Raw genomic sequence first — 22,846 nt, 5'->3', positions numbered from 1 at the left:
CGCGGTCATCACCAATCCCTGTGACTTACTCTTCTTTTTCAGAACTGACCGAGTGCACTTGCGGGCGTAAACGAGCCACAGACATCCGCTGCCCTATCCAGCCAAGCGCCGCGCAGACAGCCATCACCAGCGTCATGGCAAACGGCGTGTCATCCTGTAACCAGGAAACCGCCAAGCTCGCCAACGCCCCCATGCCAAACTGCAGCGAAATCGCCAATGCGCTGGCGCTCCCCGCCTGTTGACCACGCTGTTGCAGCAATAACGACAGGCTGTTGGTACCAATAGCATTCACCAGCGACATAAACAGGACAATCAGGATCACCAGAACCGTCAGACTCTGTTGATGGAATACCAATAACAACAGGCCAAACAGAACCTGAGCGCTACTCTGGATCATCAATAAGCGTGGCAGGCTGTAGACTTTCAGCATCCGCACGTTGAGCAACAGCACAGCAATCATGCCGATAATATTGCAGCCAAACAGCAGGCCGTAATATTGCGCGGGAATATGAAAATAGCTGATGTAGACAAAGGGGGAACCACTGATAAAAGCAAACATACCCGCAAAGGAAAACGCCAGGGTAGCGATAATCCCCATCGCCTCTCGGTCCCTCACTAGCAGGCAGTAACTGTGAAACGCCTTCAGGATGTTGCCTGAATGCTCGGGCCGCGTTTTTAATGTTTCAGGCAATACCCACAGCACCAGTAAGCCACTGATACAGCCAACCACCGCCAGCAGCATAAAGATGGCCTGCCAGTCAAAAAACGTTAGCAGAGCGCCACCCAGCAACGGGGCCAGCAATGGCGCAATCATGGTGACCAGCGTCATTAACGATAAGACGCGTGGTAGTTCGTCGTGGGTGTAAACATCCCTGGCAATGGCGCGCGCCATGACTACGGCTGCCCCGCTGCCAAAAGCCTGTAAAGCGCGTAAAGCCACCAGTTGCTCAACCTGCGTTACCTGCGTACACAGCACGCTGGCAATCACAAACAGCAGCATGCCGCTCAACAGCAATTTCCGCCGCCCCAGCCAATCGCTAAGCGGCCCATACAGCAACATACCAACGCAAAAACCGGCGAAAAACGCCCCCAGCGTATATTGCATCTGCCCTTGCGTTGCCTGTAACTGCTGCCCCATAGCAGGTAAGGCGGGCAAATACATATCAATCGACAGCGGGCCAAAAGCCACCAGCGATCCGAGCAACGGGATCAGCCAGCGTGGTGGTCGACTAGCGAAGGCAGACGGCATAGCCATTCCTCATCATAAACAACCCCTTATAACCTAATGATATAGTTTAGAAAGACAGGTCATTAACATGTTAACAATCCACACAATAAATACCTTTTGATCAAATCGCAAGATTCCCCTGGCGATATTTACAGAACCATCAGTAACAGGTTGGCTGACGAGATGTTTTCCTTGATCCTATTTTTGACGTTGAGCAAGGAAAAATTGGGCAGGAAAAGGGGTCGATAAGTTTTTAGCAGATGGAAAAAAACCTTGGAGCAGTAACGTCGGTGTTAAACATATAAAGAGAATATCCCCCATCGGCAGTCACCGTTCATCATGCAATTCCACCGAATCCCATGGCGACCGAACGCTGTGTCACGGCCTGGTGCACGGCAACTCCAGACGATGCAGCGACTGTTTCATATCCTGGCCGCGTAAATCATAGTTCAAGGTACACTGCTCGCTGGCAGAATCGCCCCATTTCACCAGCAGTTGCCCCTGCATTCCGCTCGCGCGGGCATAAATCTGATTCCCCTGGCCCACCAGACCGATAACGGTGTTATTGCTGTCATACACGTTGCTGCCCAACGGCAAACCACCATTTTGTTCATCGCGAACTTTGATCAGCAATGCGTAGCCTTCCAGCGTTTTGAAGCGTACTTTGACCACCGAACCGGCGTAAGGCGCTACCCGCTGCTGGTTCTCAGTCAGTTCGGCACTCGAGTTTTCTATTCCCTTGGCGTTCAGGCTGATATCGTTGTAGCGATAAGGAACTAACGAGGGAACAATGGCATAGCCTGAGCGATTCACCTTCGACCCAGTTCCGTTCATCACCTCAGCGCCTTTTACCCCTTCGGCTTCGATCAATCCAAAGGTATCACCCAGATAAGGGCCAAACGTCACGCCACCGCTGTGCAATACCGCAGCACCGCGGGCACTGGCTCCACCCTGGGTGTAGGTTCTGCCTTGTGAAAAACTGCCGCCCACGGTGACCACAGGCAACTGCTTCGTCATATTCGCCCCAAAGCTGGCTCCCTCACCGCCGGAGTTAAAGGCACCGTTAACGCTATAACTCAGGCTTTGGTTTTCACCCAGTGTGCCAGCCAGTGCCGCCTGGTAGTTACTGTTACCGCCGGTTTCATGAGTGAAACCCGCAGAGATCAGCGGTGAACGGGAACCGGCTCCCCACGGCACAGAGACCGAAAACATGATGACGTTCTGCGTGCGGCCATTATCCACCTCGCTTTCTGCTACTATTCCGGTTGGCGTACGGCCGGTCTGCTGGCGGCCCAGTGACAGGTTATAGCTAACGCCGTTAATACTGTGTGAATAGGCCATTTGGTATTGGGTATCACGCCCACGACCGCCGTGGTAGGTGCTGGTGGAACCGGAGAAATAGACCTGCCCATATTCCCCCAGGCTCTGACTGACGGTGACCACCAGTTGATTACTCTGCTGATAGGTGTTGGATAACCACACTTCATTGCTGTTACTGGCCTCACGTAAACCCAGCACATCGCTCAGATCGCGATAGCCCTCGGTAGAATAGCGATAACCAGCCAGTGCCAGCGTGGTAGCCGTTGGGGCAAAAGTACGGCTGTAAGTGGCGCCAACACGCCATCCATCGAGGTTTTTGCCCCACATATCCGCCCGTGAATAGGTGGCATTGACGCCCAAGGCGCCCAGTTGGCTAGCAAGCACGGCACCACCAAGCAGCGCCTGGTAGCCCTCGGAAATACGCACTCCCGTATTCGCCGTAATAGCGTTGGTCACCCCGGTCTGATAGGTGAGATCGCTAAATGCTGCATTGCTGTTACCGATGTTGCGGACCTGCCCGGCAGAAAAGCTCACGCGTGAGTGCCCTGGCCGCATCGAATCGGACACGGCAGAGAACGGTACGGTAAAGGAAGAAACGCGGCCGTCGGCTTCCAGCACCTCCACCACCAGATCGCCCTGATAGCTGGTCGGATACAGGTCATCAATCACAAACGCACCGGGTGCCACCGTGGTCTGGTAGATCTGCACGCCTGATTGGCGCACGCTGACTTTGGCTGTCGTTGCCGCCACGCCACGAATGGTGGGCGCGTAACCCCGTTGCGATTCCGGCAGCATACGATCGTCGGTTTCCAGTTGAATACCACGGAACCCCATACTGCTGAACAGGCTGCCGGAGGTAAAGCTATCGCCCAGCGTCAACTGGCTGCCAATTGACGGCAGCGGACGTTGCACATAATTGCGAATTGAGTTCCATCGGCTGTTACTTGGGCTATTGTCGCTGGTATAACGCGTAAAACTCGATTGCTGGCGGAATTGCCACAGGCCAAGGTTGATACCCGAGTTCAGCCCCAGGTAAGTAGATTCGGTGGTACTATGGGAAGCCTGCGTCCGGTAATAATTGGTGTCGTAATTGGCAAACGCCACGGTTTCACCCACAGATAAATCTTTGGTTGAGACCGAACCGCGCGCTTCACGCTGCATCAATGCCTGTGGCACAAACAGATCAAAGCGCAAACGCGCGAAATCGAAGCGGCTGGACGCCCCTTCAACCTGTTGTTCCAGATTTAAACATGGCGAAGTATCACCGGCTTTCGCTTTGATCTCAGTAGGTAAAATACCTGCCTCAATCATGCTGTCCCTAGTCAGACAGGCAGAAACCACCCCTTTCTCTCCGGCAGCAAAAACCAATGATTGGCGGGACAGAAAATTACCGTTGATGAAAATATCGACTTGATAAGTGCCAGGCTCAATGGTGTTAGCCTGGTTAAAACGGGCAATGCTCTTTTGTTCTTTGGCACTGCCCACCAGCATGCTGTCATCGAATTCAAACGCGCTATTGACCGTTTCCGCATAAACCTGAGGAATCAACAGCCATAGCAACAGTGCCAGCGGTCTTAGCCTGGCAGCGTTCATCGGGATGCTGTTGACCTCCGCCCTCCGTTGGCACAGTTCTGAAACGCTTGAAGTAATTTTTATGTGCATTTTTCAGTCCCTTGGCTGAGGGATACTGACCGCCAACGAATACAAGGTCCTGATCAATTCAAATTGGCTTCGGCGCGAGTATGTCCACCATAGTCATTGACCAACGTGAATTTCACTTTCTGTGCGCCAGCGGGCGACGCCGCCCCTTTCTCTAATTTCCAACTTGCCTGCGATTTTGGTGCCACCATATCCGCCTTGAAAGGCACTTCTTTATTGCCTACCACTGCGGCGGCGTTGATAAAAGAAGCATAAAAACCGGAATCATTCTTCGCCGTCAGCACCCATTGCCCTGCCTGTTGATTCAGAGAGAAATGAAGCTGTTCGGTGATTTTTTCTGGGCTACCGGCAATACCTTTCGGACGATAGAAAATTTTTATCCGGTTACGCAACACCACCAGCATCTGGTTTTCTGCTGCTCCAGCCACATTTTTAGGCGGGATTTGTACGCTATTGAGGTAAAACACCGATTCGCGATCCTGTGGCAAATCCTTGCCGGTAAAGACCAAGCGGACTGACTGACCGGTTTTCGGCTCAATACGGAACAGGGCGGGCACCACGACAAAGGGCCCATCTGCCTTATCTGGTGTTGAGGATGGGTTATTGATATCTGACCACATCTGAACCACATAGGGGATGTTGTCATTATTGGTGAGTTGGACAGTTTGCGACTGTGAGCCGGACGGATAAATCACTCGGGTATTGAGCATCACCACGCTGGCTAGCGCGTGTTCAGAAATGAACAAGAACAGGAGGGATAAAGCACTAATGACGATACCGGAACATTTGGTTTTCACACGAAACATCCTCGTTCAATGCCCTAACTAAATCCCCCTCCCACCGCAGTGGAAGGGGATGTCTTATTATTGGTAAGACACAGAGTACTGCACGCTACCTAACACGGAACCTGCAGTCGCACCGCCTTCAGAATAATATTCCACCGCAAAATCATGCGCCGCAGAAGTAGCGCCCGCTGCCAGTGACAGGCCCGCTGCACCCACTTGCCCAGTCAGATCCAGAGGAATTGCTGGCGCTACCGGGTCAACCAACCGCAGGGACACATTGCTGGCGGTGCCAGTGTTACCCATGCGGCCATTGGCGGTCAGATTGTTACCGACAAACACGGTCTTTATGGCGGTAGCACTGCCAGAAGCCGTACAGCCGGTCAGGCTAATGGTAAATGGCGTCTGGCCTGCGGTATCCCCTGAATTAGCCAGTGCGGTGCTTGCAACCGTTGGCAACAGGATCAACGGCGTTGAGGCGTTGCCATTGATATTGATATCACAAGTCTGGTCAGCCACTTCACCCTGGAACTTAATGGTGTTATCAGCCAATGCAGCGGTAGACAAAACCAACCCAGCAACCATGAGTGCAACATTATTCATTTTCATACTCTGTACTTACCTTCAGATTCAGTATAGGCGAATTGTTCAGATCAGCGCTGTTATTCGCCCACGACAACGTTAATACGTTCTCTATTGATTTAATTAACAGATCTCTCCTCACCGTGGGTCTTTTGCCCCACAGTCACCAGAGAAATCTCAGTCTGCTGTTGCGGTATCAACCAGCCAATCTTGGGAAATGTGTTAAATACATTTATTGATTGGCCTGCTTGAACAAGAAAGATTTATTACCGATAAGAGATGGAGTACTGCACGCTACCCAGCACAGAACCTGCGGTCGCGCCGCCTTCAGAATAGTATTCCACCGCGAAGTCATGCGACGCAGTAGTGGCGCTCGCGGCCAAAGACAGGCCCGCAGCCCCGGTTTGCCCCGTCAGATCCAATGGAGTCGTTGGCGCTGCTGGGTCTACCAAGCGCAGTGACACTCCACCCGCAGTCCCGGTGTTACCCATACGGCCGTTAGCGGTCAGGTTGTTGCCGACAAATACGGTCTTGATGGCGGTGGTGCTGCCAGAAGCTGTACAACCGGTCAGGCTGATGGTGAACGGCGTCCGCCCAGCAGTCGTGCCTGATGTAGCCAGCGATGTGGCCGACACCGTTGGCAGCAGGATCAGCGGTGTTGAGGCATTGCCATTGATATTGATGTCACAAGTCTGGTCGGCCACTTCACCCTGAAATTTAATGGTGTTATCGGCCAATGCAGCAGTAGAAAAAACCAGGCCAGCAGCAACAATCGCAATTTTTTTCATTTTCATACTCTGTATTCAACCTTCATATTCAGTAGTAAAGGGACGAGCAACTCGCGGTTCTCATTCCCAATGGCAACGTTAGTACGTTCTCTCTATCGGCCTTGATACTCAGATTGCTCTTTAAACTTAATGTGAGGCGTTTTCCACCACCAGAACAATCTGATATCACCGATTTCATGTCAGCCAACCAATCCCTGAAAATGCACTACAGCAGTGATTGATTAGCTTGATTCGACGAGAGATATTCTACACAGCAGCCACAAAAATAGAATCATTAACCATTGAATGTTGAATGTTAAGAATTAAAAGCTGATTTTAATGTTTTAATGCATTAAATTAATGCATGAACACCAAGAAGCACACCCAGGTAAGATAGTTCTCAAGGATAATTCCCAGATAAAACCTCTGGGAATCCTCTCAAGAATGTAACGAAGAATGGTCAGACTTATGTTCCGTAGCGATCTGAACGCTGTACGAGCCTTATACACTTACTCACCAGAACCGGTCATTCTCTATCCGATATCTGACTGCTACCAGGGAAGGTTATCCCCTCCCCCTCAGTTCGTGTACCCAAAGCGTTAAGCTAAACAGCCTTCATTATTAGAAAGGGGCGTGATTGAGCCGTGATAAGGCTTCGTTAACCGAAAAAATTTTGCCGTTAACGCTAGAGATGCCGAAGCCTTTTAACCTGCTGGTGTGTTTTTTCAGATACGCAGCCGCAGAACGTTCGTCACTGAACAGGTAAATCCCCCCAGCTTCATTCTCTTGCTGATTCTCTGTCCAATATTTCCAGATGAAACCGGGCTCCTCGGAAATCGAGCGGGCAAGTTCCTCCATAGCTTGGTGCATGGCAGTTCCCCATGGCCCTGAGTAGGGAAAATCAACTTGAAGAATGTAGTACATCGGTAATCCTCCTAACACTTATTAAGGTTTCATGATCAGCCGCTTTAAACGATATCTGATCCCACTCGAGCTTTTATTTGCGCAATTATCGGCTGCGCTGTGGCATCGCCGGTGCTCAAAGGGCTCATGGCCCCATGATTCTCCAACAGCAAAGTGGGGAAAGAACTTACCCCCCACTGACGGCATTTTACAAAATCCTGGTAGACGTCTTTTTTGGCTACGCTGGAGTTAAATGCATGGCTGAACAGCGTAAAATCCAAACCGCTCTGTGCACAAAGTTGACGGTAAAACTCGGTTTCTTTCGGATCGCCACCTTCAACATAAAACCTCCGCTGAACGGCAGCAAAGAAAGCCAAGAGTTCGCGCGGTGTCTGGTTGTTTTGCCGCATAAGCTGTTTAGCGACCACAACCGCACGGCAAGCCGGTTCGGTGTCATAGTCAAAGTGGCTGGCCTGCAACAGGTCAAAACCAAACGGCTGGCCCGTGACTTGGGCAATGTGGCTCCACTCCTTACGCAGAAAATGCTTGAAGGCCTCGTTCCAAGGGTCTCCGCCACCGGCACGTAATCCCCCAGTCGTGATGGCGAAGTTGATTCCCATCTGCTGACAGAAATCAGCAATCTGACTGACAACCGGTGAAATCCCCCAGCACCAGGAACACATGGGGTCGCCAATATAGTGGACGGCCACTCCTTCTATCTGTGGCACAATAGCCAGCGCCGAAGCATATTCTGACCCGTTCAAGGTACAGTGTCCTGCATCAGGATCGCATTTCATCATCAGGTTTCTCCGGTAAATACTCTGTCTGACTGACCCATGCCATAAGTACTACGCCGACAGGAAGGTAAGGGAAAATAGAGTAATGGGTTTCGAATTGATGAAAAATACGCTTTAAATGAAATAGCTGTTCAACTTTTGAGAACAAATGGACAAACTTACCGCAATGCTCACTTTCGTCCGGGTGGTTGAAACCGGCAGCTTTACGCGTGCAGCAGAAGCACTGGAACTGCCCAAAGCCAGGGTGTCGCAGAGGGTCACCGACCTTGAACGCCTTCTGGGTATCAGGCTCCTGCACCGGACGACTCGCACGATGGGCCTGACAGAAGAGGGAACCGCCTACTATGAGCGCTGCCTTGAGATTCTCAGCGAGATAGAAGAGTTGGAGGGTTCGCTCAAAGGTGAGGCGACAAATCCACAGGGCAAGGTACGAGTAGAAGTGCTGGCATCGATTGCTCGCTACCTGCTCGCTCCACGATTACCCGAATTCAAGGCGAAATTTCCAGATATTTCACTGCGGTTTGGTTGTAGTGACAGAATTAGCAATCTCTTTGAAGAAGGGATCGATTGCGCTATCCGGGGTGGGCACCTGGAGGATTCCAGCCTGATTGCGAAGCACATCTGCAATGTTCATCTTGGGCTTTACGCCTCCGCTGATTACCTTCTGACTCATGACCCCATCAACACGCCCGACGAACTGCTAACACACCAGAAAATCAGCTGGTTCAGCAGCCGGAACCATCGTCCACTGATCTGGCAACTGCGATCGGCCCAAGAGAGCCGGGAGATCGACGGGCCTTATGATTGGTTATTCGATGATAACGAGGTTTCGATTGCCGCCTGTGTGGCTGGTGTTGGCATCTGCCCTGCGGCTCCTTTCGCCGTTGAATCGTTGGTGCATGCAGGCGTGCTGTGCCCGGTCTTACCGAAGTGGAGTTTTCCCCCCCGACAGCTCAATATCATTTACCCCAGCACTAAACACTTGTCCGTGCGGGTAAGAAGCTTTGTGGACTGGGCATTCAACGTTCTGCAAACGCATCCTTCCCTGAGCCTAAAACCATGGGATCTGCATAACCGAGGTTGAACGGAAGTCCTCTTAAGCGAAGTACCTCTGGTGAGAAAAGCGTTGCGGCTTCAACGCTAATGGAAACAGAGACATACCAGAACAATCTGCCCCATAACTGAGGATCACCTTAAAAAGTGTCATTTTCTTAGTAAATGTAAGAAAAAATTTATAAAAACATCACCTGCAATATCAGCCACACCATCAATACAATATTTGACCTGCATCAATCCCCCTCCACCCAGAATAAGATGTTTCCCAGACGAAAAATTTAGGAAAATACTTAGTGAAATATCCTACCTCACAAATCAGTGCGATACTTACTCATTAAATGGCCTCAATAAAACATTAAATACAGAACTATAAACTTAAAATAAATCATTTAATAGTTAATGATTCCAATTAGAGCCAATTGGATTAGGATATATCTCGTCAACGGCAGGCTAATCAATAAACGCATTTAGCGCATTTTCATAGATTGGCTGGCTGACACATGGAGACAGTGTTATCGGACTTCTCTTGAGTAAACAATGTAAGCCCGCAGTTTGCTGCATGTTGCAATCAAGAATTATCCGAGAATCAGGTCAATAAAAACGTAGAGCTGTAAACACAGGAAACGGCGAAATCAGTAATCAATTCGCCAATGACTTAACCTAAGGGAAATTTTTAACATGAAAATGAACAAAATCGCGATCGTTGTTGCTGGCCTGGTTTTATCCACCGCTGCATTGGCTGACAACACCATTAAGTTCCAGGGTGAAGTGGCTGACCAGACTTGTGACATTAGCATCAACGGCAACGCCTCAACGCCGCTGATCCTGCTGCCAACGGTTGCAGCTAGCGCATTGGATCAGACCGGTGCTACTGCAGGTCAAACACCGTTCACCATCAGCCTGACCGGTTGCACAGCTTCTGTAGGTACCACCGCAATTAAAACCGTGTTTGTAGGCAACAACCTGACTGCAACTGGCAATATGGGCAACACCGGTTCCGCCACCAATGTGTCCCTGCAGTTGGTTGACCCTGCAACACCAGCGATTCCTCTGGATCTGACCGGCCAAACCGGTGCTAATGGTCTGTCACTGGCAAATGGTGCAACTTCTGCATCCCATGACTTTGCCGTGCGCTATTATGCTGAAGACGCCGCCACCGCAGGTTCTGTGTTGGGTAGCGTGCAATACGCAGTGTCTTATCAGTAATAAGTGTTGCCCCTTCCACTCAGGTGGAAGGGGCATTCCGAGAGGATACTTCGTGTGACGATCAAATATCCAGGGATCGTGCTTGGCGCGTTCTCCGCATTCCTTATGTTACTTTCTGCCCCTCTGACCGCCAGCGTAGTCATGCTCAACACCAGGATCATCTACCCAGCGGATACCCAATCACAGACGATACAACTCACCAATAATGACAGTATTCCGTATGTGATGCAGATGTGGTCAGACATCAACAATCCCACCTCAACACCTGACAGTGCTGATGGGCCCTTTGTCGTGGTACCCGCCCTGTTCCGTATTGAGCCAAAAACCGGTCAGTCAGTCCGTCTGGTCTTTACCGGTAAAGACTTGCCAAAGGATCGCGAATCGGTGTTTTACCTGAACAGTGTGCAGATCCCACCGAAGAATATGGCCAATAATGCAGATAACCAGATGCTGGTAGTGCTGCGTAACCGGCTCAAAATTTTCTATCGCCCTAAAAATATCGTCGGTAGCCCAGAAAAAGTTGCAGAGCAAATCCAATTTTCACTGAAACAACAAGCAGGGCAATGGGTGCTGACGGCCAATAATAACTCCGGCTATTACGCTTCCATTATCAAAGCCGCCGCAGTGGTAGGCAATCAAGAAGTGCCCTTCAAGACGGAGATGGTGGCACCGAAGTCTCAGGCAAGCTGGAAGTTAGAAAAAGGTACCCAGTCCCCTGCTGGTGCGCAGAAGATTAAATTTACGTTGATCAATGACTACGGTGGCCACACCAGCCAAGAAAGCCGTCTCAACTGATCGGCCGTATTAATTCGCAGTACCAGGATTTCGCGTTTTAGGGACTAAAGGAATGCACACAAAAATAACCATTTCCCCACGCTATTCCGATATTCGCCAAGGGAAGGCAGTGTTGGTCAATTCACCGATAAATGGGACTCGGCTCAAGCCGTTGGCGCTTTTGCTGGGGCTGTTGATACCGCAAGCCTTCGCAGCCACCAACAACAACCAGTTTGAATTCGATGACAGTATGTTGGTAGGCAGTGCCAAAGAACAGAAGAACATCGCCCGTTTTAACCAGGCTAACACCATTGAGCCCGGAACTTATCAGGTTGATATCTTCGTCAACGGTGATTTCTTTACCCGAAAGTCCCTGCTGTTCGCCGCTGGGGAGCAAGGTCAGGTCTCAGCCTGTCTGTCAGCGGATATGCTGCTTGATGCGGGCATTTTACCTAGCGCAATCAAAGCCAAAGCTGAGAATGTGCCCAATTGCTTGAATCTGGAGCAACAGGTCGATGGCGCATCCAGCCGTTTTGATTTTGCACGCCTGCGTCTCGATCTTTCCGTGCCACAACTGTTGATGAAGCGTGAAGCACGCGGTGCAGTACCGGTCAACGATTTATCCGCCGGAGAAACCGTCGCGTTTAGCAATTACGACACCAACTATTACCGGACACAAGCTTCCGGCAATACGACAGACTCCACTTATCTGGGTCTGAACTCGGGTATCAACCTTGGTCTGTGGCAATTCCGCCAGCAATCGAGCTTTACGCGTTATAACAGCGATAAAGGCACAAGCAGCAGCCAGTGGAACTCGATACGCACCTACGTACAGCGCCCACTGCCGTCAATCAGAGGGCAATTGACGCTGGGCGAAAGCTTCACCTCGGGCAACCTGTTCAGCAGCCTGGGCTTTCGCGGTATTTTGTTTGAAACCGACGATCGTATGCTGCCGGAATCACAACGTGGCTATGCGCCGACCATTCGCGGCGTGGCATCTACCACGGCGAAAGTCAGCGTGCGCCAGTCAGGGGTGCAGATTTATCAGACCACCGTCGCACCCGGCGCGTTCATCATTGATGACCTGTATCCGACCAGTTTCCAAGGTGACCTGGTGGTGGAAGTACAGGAAGCCGATGGCCGCATTTCTTCCTTTACGGTGCCGTTCTCTGCCGTCCCAGACTCGATGCGACCAGGGCATTCTAACCTGAGCATCGCTGCCGGGCAGGTCCGCAACATCGGTAACAGCAATGCGACATTTGCCGATTTGACCTATCAGGCCGGTTTGACCAACGCCATTACCACCAATTCAGGTATCCGTGTCTCTGACGGCTACCAGGCATTACTCGGTGGGGCCGTGTTTAGCAGTCAGCTTGGTGCGGTGGGCGTCAATGCCGTGTATTCGCGGGCAGACATGTGGGGCAAGACCCTGGATGGTTGGCGCCTGGGTACAACCTACAGCCGCACCTTTATTCCGACCTCTACCACGCTGGCGCTGGCCGGGTATCGCTACTCGACTCAGGGCTATCGCGACTTGAACGACGTCCTGGGATTACGCAATGCGTATGAAAACAACAACGTCTGGTCATCCAGCACCTATCAGCAGAGCAATCAGTTTGTCGCTACGGTGAGCCAAAGCTTAGGGGAATACGGCCAGATCTATTTCTCCGGCTCCACCAGCACTTACCGCGGAAACCGTGGACGTGATACCCAGTATCAGATGGCCTATTCGCACAGTTTTAACAATATCAGCTATAACCTGTCGCTCAGCCGCCAGCAAACCGGCAGTACACGCTATGGTGTGCAGTCAGCGGGAGATGCGGCCAACGGCAGCACGCAGAATATTGTTATGTTCTCGGTTTCCATCCCGCTGGGCGTAGGCTCACGCTCGCCGATCCTGTCGTCAGGTATCAGCCACTCCACCGGTGCTAACGGCAATACTAACTACCAAAGCGCATTGGCCGGGACTCTCGGGGAAGATCAGAGCCTAAGCTATACTGTTAATGGTGCTTTCGACTCTGGCGGTACCGGAGCCAGTTTCGGTACCAACCTGACCAAACAGATGTCTGTAGCTACCTTCGGTGGCAGCTTCTCACAGGGCAAAAATTATACTCAAGGTGGCGCCAGCGCCCGTGGTGCTGCGGTATTGCATAGCGGTGGTGTGACGTTCGGCCCTTATCTGGGCGATACCTTTGGGCTGGTTGAAGCGGATGGGGTAAAAGGTGCTGATGTGATTAACGGCATGGGTGCAAAGATCAATAGCTCCGGTTATGCCATTGTCCCTTCTCTGGTGCCCTATCGTTATAACGATATCGGCCTCGACGCCAAAGGGATTGAGAACGCCAGTGCCGAACTCACCGAGAACCAGCAGCGCGTAGCGCCATATGCTGGCTCGGTAGTCAAAGTCCACTTCAAAACGCTGGAAGGTTATGCCTTGCTGATCAAACTGTTGGGCGCACAAAGTGGCAACTTACCGCTGGGCAGCAACGTGTATGACAGCAATAATGCCGTTATCGGCCTGGTGGGCCAAGGCAACCAGATTTATGCCCGCGCTTCAGGCAAGCAAGGAACATTGCAGGTCAAGTGGGGCGAGTCTGCCAGCGAGCAATGCACCCTGAATTACGATTTACGCGGTCAGGACATGTCACAGTCACTGTATCGTCTGGAGTTACCATGCAACAGCCACTGACGCTCAAAGCAAAACGTGAGATAACAACTATGCGCAAAACCTTTTCTGCTGCATTGCTGACGCTGGCGGGCATCACGCTGGCAACGCCGAGTTGGGCAGAGTGTTACAAAATCACGGCCATCAACAATACGTCAAGCTCACCTTATTATACCGAAGCGGGCAAAGGCACGGCAGCCAATTGGGACGGTTCCATTGATGCGGCAGGTTCTTTGGGTACCTTACAGACCGTTATCAATGTCAACAGCAGCACCTTTCAGCCGAATGGCACATTGATTGCCAGCGGTATCGTTGACTTCCTACAATCTGGGGCTCAAACATACAATTCAGATCAAATCCTATTCCGCTGCACCGCCAGCGAAGCTGGAAAGCTGTACGAGTACTATGCCACCAACGGAGACTCAACCTACGCAGGCTATGTAGAGGTAGGCTCTGCCTATGGCTTACCAGAGTCTTATCAAACTATTATCGATGGCGTAGCCCTGAGAGCGACTAATCTGGTTACTGGCGAATATTATTCTCGTTACTGGAAAGCGCGCCTCTTGACCAACCTGGATACGGACTCACAAGGGTGGATACTGGTTAAGGCCAAAAACTTTAGCAATACCAAAGTAGAGCTATTTCGCCTGAGTAACTCCGTAGGCTCAGCCACTACCGGCGTTGTCAATTGGACACAACCCAACACTTATATCGCTTTTAAGGGGGGAACCCTCTCCTCCAATCTAAGCATTGGCGCAGACTCCTTATCAATATATGGTGGTTGGTACGCTTATTGGCCGGGCGCGGTCAACCTGCATAACCGTATTTATGTCCGCCGGGCGGCGAGCTGTTCGGTCACTAACGTGACCCCTACGGTTGTTTTCCCGCTTATTACGGTAGCGGAACTGAAATCCGGCGTGACACGCCAGATGCCGATAACGATTCAGTTTGCCTGCCAGACCGGGGCCCCTGCCAATGCTGGCCTAGTGGCATTGGCTAGCGGAGTGGCTGCCAACCAGACAGCAATGGGGATTTTGGTACAACCCGCCAACGCGGCGGCAGCTGTATCCGCTGGCTTTGGTACCGCCGGTTCAGGCGTCAGCTATCTTTTATCCGATGGCTATGGCACCGATCCCAACGTCGCCAGCGGCGTAGGCATTCAGATTTCACGTACCAACGGCACGGTATTGAATCTGCTCAGTACGCTGAGTGGCTCGGTGCTGGGGGGCAACAATGCGGGCTGGTACCCGGTATTGACGGATGCAACCGCTGGGGGTGTCGTCAATGGCGTAACCACCTATACTAAAAACCTTAATGCCACGCTGAAAGCCTTACCAGGCAAAACGGTTACCGCGGGCAAAGTGAGCGCGACAGCTCAGGTTATTATTCAGGTGCAATGATGCGAAAATTAACCGGATTATGTATTGCAGGCGCGCTGTTGTTCAGCAGTTGGGCACAGGCAGGCGTGATTATTGAATCATCGCGCGTGGTGTTTTCCGCTGCCGATCGCGAACGGTCACTGCTGTTGTCGAACGGCAATCCTTATCCGGTAATTGTGCAGACCTGGATTGATAATGGAGCCCCGGAAGGGACACCGGAAACAGCAGGAGACGTCCCGGTGTTGCCACTGCCGGGGCTTTTCCGGCTAGAGCCGGGAGAAAGGAAAAACCTGCGCCTGCTAGCCACTCAGATACAGCAACCACAGGATCGTGAATCCCTTTACTGGCTGAATGTCTACGAGATCCCCCCCACTGATGCCAACTTACCGCCTGGTGTTTCTGCGGTAAAAGTGGCAGTACGCCTGCAATTGAAGATGTTTTATCGGCCGCAGAACCTGAAGCCGAATGTCGAGAAACTGACAGAACAGCAGCAGTTCAGCCTGATCAGACTGCCTGGTATGCTGAAACTTAAAGTCGAAAACACCTCACCCTATTACGCTACCTTCAGTGCAGCCAGCCTTACGGGTGGTGGTAAATCATATCCGGCAGGCATTGGTATGCTGGCCCCTTTCTCCAGCAAGACGCTGGAACTCAGTGGCGAAGCGAACTGGCAACCGGACAGTATCCGTTATATTTTGATCAATGATGATGGTAACGGTGTTGAAGGCAAAAAATCCCTTAAGCGGTAACTAACAACCCAAGGCTCGAGAGTTTCAAGGCAGGAAACTGGCCCTGTGGGGCCAATTCTTATCAAACCCGCTGCTGCTGCAAACGTTCGCTGCGGTAAAAACTCAGCACGCACCAGCCCAGAGCGATCAGCGCCAGCGGCGCGCCGACAAAACCAATATTCGACATCCCCAGATGCAGGCTGACCTGGTTACCCAGCAGCGCACCTGCGCCGATACCAAAATTATACAGGCCGGAGTAGATCGACATGGCGACATCGGTAGCATCCGGTGCCAGGCGCAATACGTTGGCCTGCATCGAGAGGCCAATCGCCATAATCGCCATGCCCCACACCACGCACAACAGCGTCAACGCCGTTTCACTCCCCGAAGCGGGCAACAGCAGCAACAGGCTGATGGCCAACAACCCAATCGCGCCAATAAAGAAACCCGAGGGAAAGCGTTCGCTGTAGCGGCTAAACAGCAGGCTGCCGAGAATACCGGCCGCCCCGAACAGCAACAACATCAGCGTGGTAAAGTTTGCCGTCAGCGCCGCCACGTTCTGAATAAAGGGTTCGATATAGCTGTAGGCGGTGAAATGTGCCGTCACCACAATAATGGTCAACATAAACAGGCTGACTAACGCAGGGCGTTTGAACAGCACTGGCACGCTGGAAAGTGAACCGGAATGCTCGCTTTTCAGCTCTGGCAGCAAACGCCACAACATCAGCAGCGCCAGAGTGGCGCAAATGGCAATACCGATAAAGGTCATGCGCCAACCAAGCAGTTGCCCCACCACTCGGCCTAACGGCAGCCCGAGCACCATCGCCAACGCAGTGCCCCCTGCCAGCATGCTCAACGCCTGCGCTTTTTTGCCCGCAGGAGCAACGCGGATCGCCAACGACGCGGTGATCGACCAGAACACCGAGTGCGCCAGCGCCACACCGGCACGAGAGATAACTAACGTGGTGAAGTTCCACGCCACTGCGGTGAGCACGTGGCTGGCAATAAACAGGACAAATACCCCGATCAGCAGTTTGCGCCGTTCAATTTTGCTGGTCAGCAGCATACAAATCAGCGATGCGGTGGCAACGATCCAAGCATAAATAGTGATGATCAGGCCAACCTGTTCGGTTTGCATCTCAAAACTCTGGGCAATGTCACTCAATAATCCGACCGGGATAAATTCGGTAGTATTGAAGATAAATGCTGAAACGGCGAGAACAACCACGCGCATCCAGGCGGTTGAGCGGGAAGGACTGACTTCTTCCATTACGATGATCCATAGCAGGGGCAGGCAATAGCGCTATGTTAGCCAACCAGCAATAAAAATGCGATATAGATCACATTTTATTTCGCTGTTTTTTTCAACAGCATCGCCACTGGCGACGGCAGGGATAAAAACAAAAACGCTCCCAAATGAGAGCGTTTCTACTGTAAAAACACGTATACCAAGAAATCTTGAATACGAGTTGCTCCTAAAGAGAAGCTTTACGAACCAACAACACGCTGAACCAGTGCTTTGGTCAGATCGGTTCTGATCTGATTGCAGGTTTTTGAAATACGGAATTTATAAGCGGCATCCATGATTTGATGGATATCGGTGCTTACGTTGTCACGAACCCGCATATACAGCTTAGCTTCCGACAGAATATGGTTCAATTCAATGCTGCGAGTCTGGTACATCTCTTGATTGACCTGCTGCAACGCATTCAGCTCTTTCATGCATGAACCGACCAATGTCTCTGTGCTTTCAGAAATTACAGGCTGTGCCACCGGTTGAGTCACAGCGGCCGGGCGCGGCGTTGCCACAGGGGCTGTGTTGGCTTTAGGGCGCTGATTCATATTCTGGCACCCTGCCATCAACACACACACTGCGGCTACCGCGATTGTTTTTTTCATTACTGGGAAACTCCGGGAAACAAAGGAACGGTGTGGTTTACCGCCATAAAAATGACTTTGCGTAGCATAGAGTAACAGGCATAACCCTGACAAGGCCCGCAAAGGTCACAATAGCCTTATCATCACAGAACATCTTCCAGAATAGCATAGAATAATCTTAAAAATAATCCATGCGGAACATAAAGAATAGTAACATCGAATTGATAAATATCATTACCTTAAAAGGTTAGTAGGCTACTTTTACTGCCCTTAACCAAGAAAAAGTGCTGAAAAACAATCCAGGATGCTCAATCCGCCAACAAACACTCTTTTTTCTCACTTTAGTGCTTTGACAAACCCACAGCCCGCCGTTATCATGCGCCCCGTTCACACGATTCCTCTGTAGTTCAGTCGGTAGAACGGCGGACTGTTAATCCGTATGTCACTGGTTCGAGTCCAGTCAGAGGAGCCAAATTTTAAAAACCCCGCTTAGGCAACTAAGCGGGGTTTTTGCGTTTCATGGCGCTGACACTTGGGATTTTAAGTGCCGTCATAACAAAAAAACAAGTGTAATAGCTCACAAAATCAGGACACTAACAGCTGACCTGTTCCCTCATTTCAGTCTACCCCAGATTAGTCAAAGTCCATTTCATGAAGAGGAAAAACAATGAGGAGTAGAGCATTACATAACGCAAAGAGCCCGCTTTTCCAACGACTTTAACCGAGCGTTGGCTTTGCTAGGGCATCATTGTCAATCAAAACGGCACCAGCACGAGGCACGATTTGCCCACCGCTTTTCGTGACGTCTGTTACTGTCCGCAGCGCCAGTGCTGCTATCTAGCCAGCGAAAACGGCACCGTCTACCAATATCACCACGGTCAGATCACCACTCTTCATCAGGGGGACGAGCCGATTTGGTCACTGGGCATCTCGCCAAATGGCGCTACGCTGGCTTTTGCGGAACGTCTGGGCAAAATCTATTTATATGACCTGGAGCACAATCGAGTCATTGAAACCACCGACTGTCGCTTGCCAAAACGCCTCAAGTGGTTTGATAACCAGACGCTCTATATTTCTTACAGTGGTTCTATTCATAAAATCTTCTTTGATGAACAGTGGCAACACCATGTTGAGTTTATCAGCCCTAATGACAACACGGTGGAGGACTTTGTTTTCATCGATGACTATATCGTTTTCATCACTTACAACCGCAGAATTTGGCTCTATGACCGTTTGTCCGCGACTCAGTTAGACAGCGTCTATAACAGCGAGGACTATATGAAAAACATTATACATATCAACGACAATATATTTGCGACTTTAGGTCGCTCAGGCTATCTTCAACAATACGAACTACATAATGAGCAGATAAAACCCGGCACACAGTTGAAAATGGTGTAATACTCATGAACTTGTCGCAAAATACTTGCTTAACCTTACTGGTAGCATCCAATTTCTTCTCCTCGGTCGCCGTAAGCATAGGGATGTATATCATCCCTTGGTATATAAGTAATGAAGGTGGGCAACCCAGACTATTGGCGATAATGGCTACAATATCTTCCTTGATGCTTATATTCTTCACGCCATGGTTCGGCATGCTGGTCGACAAATTCAATAGGAAAAATCTACTCACGGTGCTCAATGTCATCATTTGTATCGCTTTCATCCTGGCTATTTGCAGCCGGTACTTCTCCTTCAGCATTATGCTACCTTTAGTCGCCTCCTATTTTGTCATTCAATTTTATTATGCTATCTTCTATATCGCTCGGCAGGGGTTTATTAAAGATATATTCAGCGGTGATTATCTATCACGAACCAACTCCCTTCTTGAGATGGAATCACAAGCATCAACATTGATCTCTGCGCTATTAGTCATCTCTGTATCGTCATATTTGAGCTATGATACTATCTTTGTGCTGCTGGTCACGCTGATTGCCATCTCTCTGTTTATCTTGCTAGCAATCCCTTACCAACGGCACTCTCCTGTAAACACTCAGATACCCAAAAGCTCGCTTATTCAGCTCCAGCCAGAAAACCGGAATATCATTTTATATCTTCTGGTAGGTGCAGTACCCTTTGTCTGTATCATGGTGGTTAACGTTATTCAGGCTCCATTTATGCACGAAGTGCTGCATGCCTCGATTGAATCTTACGCTTCCTTCGGCATCATTTATGGCCTGGGCGCCATTTTAGTTAGCCTGTTGCTGGGTTGGTTGGCACCCAAATTCTCTGCGAGAAAATTGGTTCACCTCTTTACCGGCGGTTTCGCCTTAACAGTTCTACTGATCGCCAGCACCCCCACTTTGCCGGTGATTTTATGCGGAGCTTTCTTCCTTGGTTTATTTAATTCCGCATCACGTATAAGCAGTCAGAATGTCGTTCTTACTGAAATAGACAGCGAAAAAATCGGGCGCGTTTTTTCGACCGGCCAGTTATTCACCTTGATTAACCGCGTGATTGCAACCGGACTGGTCGTCATCCTCTTCCAGGAAAGTTACGAATATGCTTGGTCCTATGTTCTGATTATCAGCGCCACTGCCCCTATCAGTTTAATGTTGTGGTCGTTTTATGCTAATCGGCCGCAGAAAATAAGGAGATCGTAATGAATATCGCTATCGTGACAGGCAGCCATCGCAAGCAATCAAACTCCCGCAATGTGGCAAATTATATTGCTCACCAGCTCCAGCAGAAAGAACACTTTGTCGATACGCTCGATTTAGCTGAAATAAACCTGCCCTTGTGGGACGAAGATGTGGAAACGAATGCGCAGAAATGGTCAGTGCTTAAAGAGTGTAATGAACGATTGATCAATGCTGAAGCATTGATCATCGTCACCCCAGAGTGGAACGGCATGGCACCGCCGATGCTGAAAAACTTCCTACTGCTCTGCGAAGCAGAATATGTGGGTCATAAACCAGCGCTGTTGGTCAGCGTATCATCGGGAATGGGCGGCGCTTATCCGATCCATGAACTGCGAAGCAGCGGTTATAAAAACAACCATATCTGCTATCTCCCGGACCATATTATCGTACGTGATGCAAACAATACGCTAAGAACTCCGCTTCCTGCCGACGATCATGAGCAACGACTGCGGGCAAGGATCGACTACCAACTGAACCTGTTGCTGCAGTATGGCTCGGCGTTGTCTCAAGTACGCGCTTCCGGCGTCGTTGATTTCGAGCAATTCCGATACGGTATGTGACTTTTCTCTGAACGCAATGCCGCCGAGCAATATGCTGGCATCGCACTTTTGGCCGCCACTAAATAGCTGATCCTAATACCGCTACACTTTTGCCTGACCGTGCTTCCTACCAGGGAATGGGCTGACCGTTTTCATAAAGTGGCGTACCTTTTTCAGTAATTGCCACATCGAACGGCAGCTATGATTCCGGGTTACCCTAGCACCATGCGCATCAAGTTGAATGCTGAACGATAATGTCACTCGCCTTGCTGATGATTCGTCAATGGCACCTCATCAAAAAGTCGTAATGTAAGAAGGCCATGGCCTACGGCTGCACCGGCGCGAAGCGCTGAGGCAATAAAAACCGTCTCTGCGATTTCTTCTCGCGTAGCACCAGCCTTGGCAGCGTTCTTTGCATGTACATCAATACAATATGAACACTGAGTAGTGAGAGCGACCGCGATAGAGATAAGCTCGCGGTACTTTTCGGGGATGAGGCCATCTGTGCGTTCGGCAGCCGACTTCAAACCAAGAAATGCTTGTGCTTCTTTGGGCGCCAACCGGAGGAGTTCTTTGGCAAGGGATAAGTCTTCAGGGCGCTGATATACGGTCATGATTATTCTCGCTGACTCATTGTAGTAAAAGGCATCTTAATTGCCCTCGCAAGGACAAACTCTGCCTGATTCAAACCGAGCAAATCGGCACTCTATGCTCAACTCAATAATTTTATGCAGATTTTTCCGCCAGCAGATATTCCCTGACCAGAGCCCGTGCGCGATGTAAGCGACTTTTTGTCGCTTCACGCGTGATGTTCAGGTAATTGGCAATTTCACTGATGGTCATTTCCTGCAAATCCCGCAGCAGAATGATTTCGCGATGCGTTGAAGGCAAAGATTCCAGTGCATGAACCAGATCCATGCGCAGTTCATTCACCGGTATCTCGGCAAAGCGGGACGAGTTTTCAATATTCTTCAGATCCTCCATTCCCCTCAGGAACATGAGGGCTGGCAGCATGCACAGGCGTGTGACGATTTTGTACAGCCACCCGTTTAGTGCTGATGCAGTGCGAACTGTCCCTACTTTTCGGTAGAGAATAATGAGTGCTTCCTGTACCACATCATCTATCGCAGACGACCGCTGACACTGGTAACGGGCATAACGCCGGATATCCGGACGTAGCTGAACCAGCATATGCTCTAACGCTACGGGGTCCCCAGCTTGGGCCGCAGCAAAGGTATTCTCTTGAATCCGCATGAGGCTCCCGCTCAGTGACCTGTGGATTTTCGACTGGCCACGGCACGCACCGGACAGTATCGCAATGCACCAGTAACCAGGCTCACAAAGCCGACGCCCGCAATGGTTATCCCCAACCACGTAGTATGGAGGCCGATCAGCCCGTACAGTATCAACAGGCACCCCCCTACAACTCGGGCGATTCTTTCTTTGTTCCCTACATTTTTGCGATTGAACATAATGGGTTCTCTTTTGGCTGAATAATGGATGGCAGGAACAAATCGTTTGGTACCTGCAAAGAGAAAGAGGGCCTAAACGTTTAAAAGGATTCGCCGGATTAAAAATATTTTCGGGGCTGTAGCAGACAAGCAATTTTTCCGGCCGCTAGAAATGAATATAATACTCTGTAAATTAACAAAAAAGTGTAATTAAAGCCGCTTGAATCCTTGGTGTTGTTAGTGGCCTCTCGCTCAGCGGCCGATTTACTCTTGATACAGCCGAACTCAGCAACTTTGTTTTTGTGTAGATTGAGGCAAATCATTGAGCCTCATCTGGTCTTACAAACCTGTGAAGTATTGAACTGGATCAGCGTTATTTTGGCGGCGTCCGTAAAGGCCAGAAAGCTACGCGACGGTTCACGCGCCGAACTGGCCAAAGTACTGACCCAGAACAAACCTGGCGTCATGAAAATCAGGCCAGACAGGCGTT

At 50.5% G+C, this 22,846-nt stretch carries 21 protein-coding genes, 1 tRNA gene and 1 pseudogene; 10 read left to right on the top strand and 13 right to left on the bottom strand.

What is annotated here, in order from left to right:
- Positions 1–25 precede the first annotated feature (25 nt).
- From AC2A1E_RS20390 to AC2A1E_RS20360, 7 genes are all read right to left on the bottom strand, one after another.
- On the bottom strand, positions 26–1,249 hold the full coding sequence (locus AC2A1E_RS20390) for a Bcr/CflA family multidrug efflux MFS transporter (protein WP_484385278.1): 1,224 nt from the start codon (positions 1,247–1,249) through the stop codon (positions 26–28).
- Between the two features lie 357 nt (positions 1,250–1,606).
- Positions 1,607–4,210, bottom strand: coding sequence for a fimbria/pilus outer membrane usher protein (locus tag AC2A1E_RS20385; protein WP_484385277.1), 2,604 nt, complete (start codon positions 4,208–4,210; stop codon positions 1,607–1,609).
- A 53-nt stretch (positions 4,211–4,263) separates the two neighbouring features.
- The gene (locus AC2A1E_RS20380; protein ID WP_484385276.1) at positions 4,264–5,004 is read right to left on the bottom strand and encodes a fimbrial biogenesis chaperone; all 741 of its coding nucleotides are present in this window, start codon (positions 5,002–5,004) and stop codon (positions 4,264–4,266) included.
- 66 nt (positions 5,005–5,070) lie between these two features.
- A complete protein-coding gene (locus AC2A1E_RS20375) occupies positions 5,071–5,598 on the bottom strand; it encodes a fimbrial protein (protein WP_484385275.1) in 528 nt (175 codons plus the stop codon).
- Between the two features lie 239 nt (positions 5,599–5,837).
- Positions 5,838–6,365 (bottom strand): fimbrial protein, encoded by a 528-nt coding sequence (locus AC2A1E_RS20370; RefSeq protein WP_484385274.1) that lies wholly within the window; start codon positions 6,363–6,365, stop codon positions 5,838–5,840.
- A 594-nt stretch (positions 6,366–6,959) separates the two neighbouring features.
- A complete protein-coding gene (locus AC2A1E_RS20365; RefSeq protein ID WP_484385273.1) occupies positions 6,960–7,262 on the bottom strand; it encodes a monooxygenase in 303 nt (100 codons plus the stop codon).
- Positions 7,263–7,306: 44 nt separating this feature from the next.
- Entirely contained in the window at positions 7,307–8,041 is a 735-nt protein-coding gene (locus AC2A1E_RS20360) for a DsbA family protein (RefSeq protein ID WP_484385272.1), read from the bottom strand.
- A gap of 145 nt (positions 8,042–8,186) precedes the next feature.
- Here AC2A1E_RS20360 and AC2A1E_RS20355 point away from each other — a divergent pair, with 145 nt between their 5' ends.
- The 6 genes from AC2A1E_RS20355 to AC2A1E_RS20330 all read left to right on the top strand — a co-directional run bounded on the left by AC2A1E_RS20355 (position 8,187) and on the right by AC2A1E_RS20330 (position 15,867).
- Positions 8,187–9,122 (top strand): LysR family transcriptional regulator, encoded by a 936-nt coding sequence (locus AC2A1E_RS20355; RefSeq protein WP_484385271.1) that lies wholly within the window; start codon positions 8,187–8,189, stop codon positions 9,120–9,122.
- Positions 9,123–9,778: 656 nt separating this feature from the next.
- On the top strand, positions 9,779–10,300 hold the full coding sequence (locus AC2A1E_RS20350; RefSeq protein WP_484385284.1) for a fimbrial protein: 522 nt from the start codon (positions 9,779–9,781) through the stop codon (positions 10,298–10,300).
- Positions 10,301–10,354: 54 nt separating this feature from the next.
- Positions 10,355–11,095: a fimbrial biogenesis chaperone gene (locus AC2A1E_RS20345; RefSeq protein ID WP_484385270.1), complete on the top strand. Its 741-nt coding sequence runs from the start codon at positions 10,355–10,357 to the stop codon at positions 11,093–11,095.
- 52 nt (positions 11,096–11,147) lie between these two features.
- Entirely contained in the window at positions 11,148–13,763 is a 2,616-nt protein-coding gene (locus tag AC2A1E_RS20340) for a fimbria/pilus outer membrane usher protein (RefSeq protein ID WP_484385269.1), read from the top strand.
- Positions 13,748–15,139 (top strand): fimbrial protein, encoded by a 1,392-nt coding sequence (locus tag AC2A1E_RS20335; RefSeq protein WP_484385268.1) that lies wholly within the window; start codon positions 13,748–13,750, stop codon positions 15,137–15,139. The genes AC2A1E_RS20340 and AC2A1E_RS20335 overlap by 16 nt, the downstream gene beginning before the upstream one ends.
- The gene (locus AC2A1E_RS20330) at positions 15,136–15,867 is read left to right on the top strand and encodes a fimbrial biogenesis chaperone (protein WP_484385267.1); all 732 of its coding nucleotides are present in this window, start codon (positions 15,136–15,138) and stop codon (positions 15,865–15,867) included. Before AC2A1E_RS20335 ends, AC2A1E_RS20330 begins: the two co-directional genes overlap by 4 nt.
- 61 nt (positions 15,868–15,928) lie before the next feature.
- On the opposite strand, the gene AC2A1E_RS20325 is transcribed toward AC2A1E_RS20330, so the two are convergent.
- Complete coding sequence (locus tag AC2A1E_RS20325) at positions 15,929–17,116, bottom strand: sugar transporter (protein WP_484385266.1); 1,188 nt, start codon at positions 17,114–17,116, stop codon at positions 15,929–15,931.
- A 218-nt stretch (positions 17,117–17,334) separates the two neighbouring features.
- Positions 17,335–17,745 carry a hypothetical protein gene (locus tag AC2A1E_RS20320; RefSeq protein ID WP_484385265.1) on the bottom strand — a complete coding sequence of 137 codons (411 nt, stop codon included), beginning with the start codon at positions 17,743–17,745 and terminating at the stop codon, positions 17,335–17,337.
- Positions 17,746–18,120: 375 nt separating this feature from the next.
- Here AC2A1E_RS20320 and AC2A1E_RS20315 point away from each other — a divergent pair.
- The 4 genes from AC2A1E_RS20315 (at position 18,121) to AC2A1E_RS20300 (ending at position 20,926) form a co-directional block, all read left to right on the top strand.
- Positions 18,121–18,196 (top strand) — tRNA-Asn (locus AC2A1E_RS20315).
- 311 nt (positions 18,197–18,507) lie between these two features.
- On the top strand, positions 18,508–19,125 hold the full coding sequence (locus tag AC2A1E_RS20310) for a hypothetical protein (RefSeq protein ID WP_484385264.1): 618 nt from the start codon (positions 18,508–18,510) through the stop codon (positions 19,123–19,125).
- Between the two features lie 5 nt (positions 19,126–19,130).
- On the top strand, positions 19,131–20,327 hold the full coding sequence (locus AC2A1E_RS20305) for an MFS transporter (protein ID WP_484385263.1): 1,197 nt from the start codon (positions 19,131–19,133) through the stop codon (positions 20,325–20,327).
- Entirely contained in the window at positions 20,327–20,926 is a 600-nt protein-coding gene (locus AC2A1E_RS20300) for an NADPH-dependent FMN reductase (RefSeq protein WP_484385262.1), read from the top strand. Before AC2A1E_RS20305 ends, AC2A1E_RS20300 begins: the two co-directional genes overlap by 1 nt.
- 81 nt (positions 20,927–21,007) lie before the next feature.
- Here AC2A1E_RS20300 and AC2A1E_RS20295 read toward each other — a convergent pair.
- The 4 genes and pseudogenes from AC2A1E_RS20295 to AC2A1E_RS20280 all read right to left on the bottom strand — a co-directional run.
- Positions 21,008–21,121 (bottom strand): annotated as a pseudogene (locus AC2A1E_RS20295) (IS630 family transposase); the annotation flags it as partial.
- A gap of 41 nt (positions 21,122–21,162) precedes the next feature.
- The gene (locus AC2A1E_RS20290; RefSeq protein WP_484385261.1) at positions 21,163–21,519 is read right to left on the bottom strand and encodes a carboxymuconolactone decarboxylase family protein; all 357 of its coding nucleotides are present in this window, start codon (positions 21,517–21,519) and stop codon (positions 21,163–21,165) included.
- A gap of 112 nt (positions 21,520–21,631) precedes the next feature.
- Entirely contained in the window at positions 21,632–22,159 is a 528-nt protein-coding gene (locus AC2A1E_RS20285; RefSeq protein ID WP_459399082.1) for an RNA polymerase sigma factor, read from the bottom strand.
- A gap of 11 nt (positions 22,160–22,170) precedes the next feature.
- Positions 22,171–22,377, bottom strand: coding sequence for a YgaP family membrane protein (locus AC2A1E_RS20280; protein WP_484385260.1), 207 nt, complete (start codon positions 22,375–22,377; stop codon positions 22,171–22,173).
- Positions 22,378–22,846 lie beyond the last annotated feature (469 nt).

The organism is Serratia sp. HNCC26DJ206, from assembly GCF_057180605.1.
This window is presented reverse-complemented; position numbering and strand designations above follow the sequence as displayed.

Excerpts from the sequence above, each read along its gene's own strand:
- AC2A1E_RS20370 (WP_484385274.1), bottom strand. The coding sequence starts at position 6,365 with ATGAAAATGAAAAAAATTGCGATTGTTGCTGCTGGCCTGGTTTTTTCT.
- AC2A1E_RS20280 (WP_484385260.1), bottom strand. The coding sequence starts at position 22,377 with ATGTTCAATCGCAAAAATGTAGGGAACAAAGAAAGAATCGCCCGAGTT.
- AC2A1E_RS20375 (WP_484385275.1), bottom strand. The coding sequence starts at position 5,598 with ATGAAAATGAATAATGTTGCACTCATGGTTGCTGGGTTGGTTTTGTCT.
- AC2A1E_RS20300 (WP_484385262.1), top strand. The coding sequence starts at position 20,327 with ATGAATATCGCTATCGTGACAGGCAGCCATCGCAAGCAATCAAACTCC.
- AC2A1E_RS20335 (WP_484385268.1), top strand. The coding sequence starts at position 13,748 with ATGCAACAGCCACTGACGCTCAAAGCAAAACGTGAGATAACAACTATG.
- AC2A1E_RS20330 (WP_484385267.1), top strand. The coding sequence starts at position 15,136 with ATGATGCGAAAATTAACCGGATTATGTATTGCAGGCGCGCTGTTGTTC.
- AC2A1E_RS20355 (WP_484385271.1), top strand. The coding sequence starts at position 8,187 with ATGGACAAACTTACCGCAATGCTCACTTTCGTCCGGGTGGTTGAAACC.
- AC2A1E_RS20360 (WP_484385272.1), bottom strand. The coding sequence starts at position 8,041 with ATGATGAAATGCGATCCTGATGCAGGACACTGTACCTTGAACGGGTCA.
- AC2A1E_RS20285 (WP_459399082.1), bottom strand. The coding sequence starts at position 22,159 with ATGCGGATTCAAGAGAATACCTTTGCTGCGGCCCAAGCTGGGGACCCC.
- AC2A1E_RS20290 (WP_484385261.1), bottom strand. The coding sequence starts at position 21,519 with ATGACCGTATATCAGCGCCCTGAAGACTTATCCCTTGCCAAAGAACTC.
- AC2A1E_RS20320 (WP_484385265.1), bottom strand. The coding sequence starts at position 17,745 with ATGAAAAAAACAATCGCGGTAGCCGCAGTGTGTGTGTTGATGGCAGGG.
- AC2A1E_RS20350 (WP_484385284.1), top strand. The coding sequence starts at position 9,779 with ATGAACAAAATCGCGATCGTTGTTGCTGGCCTGGTTTTATCCACCGCT.
- AC2A1E_RS20385 (WP_484385277.1), bottom strand. The coding sequence starts at position 4,210 with ATGCACATAAAAATTACTTCAAGCGTTTCAGAACTGTGCCAACGGAGG.
- AC2A1E_RS20305 (WP_484385263.1), top strand. The coding sequence starts at position 19,131 with ATGAACTTGTCGCAAAATACTTGCTTAACCTTACTGGTAGCATCCAAT.
- AC2A1E_RS20325 (WP_484385266.1), bottom strand. The coding sequence starts at position 17,116 with ATGGAAGAAGTCAGTCCTTCCCGCTCAACCGCCTGGATGCGCGTGGTT.
- AC2A1E_RS20340 (WP_484385269.1), top strand. The coding sequence starts at position 11,148 with ATGCACACAAAAATAACCATTTCCCCACGCTATTCCGATATTCGCCAA.
- AC2A1E_RS20390 (WP_484385278.1), bottom strand. The coding sequence starts at position 1,249 with ATGCCGTCTGCCTTCGCTAGTCGACCACCACGCTGGCTGATCCCGTTG.
- AC2A1E_RS20365 (WP_484385273.1), bottom strand. The coding sequence starts at position 7,262 with ATGTACTACATTCTTCAAGTTGATTTTCCCTACTCAGGGCCATGGGGA.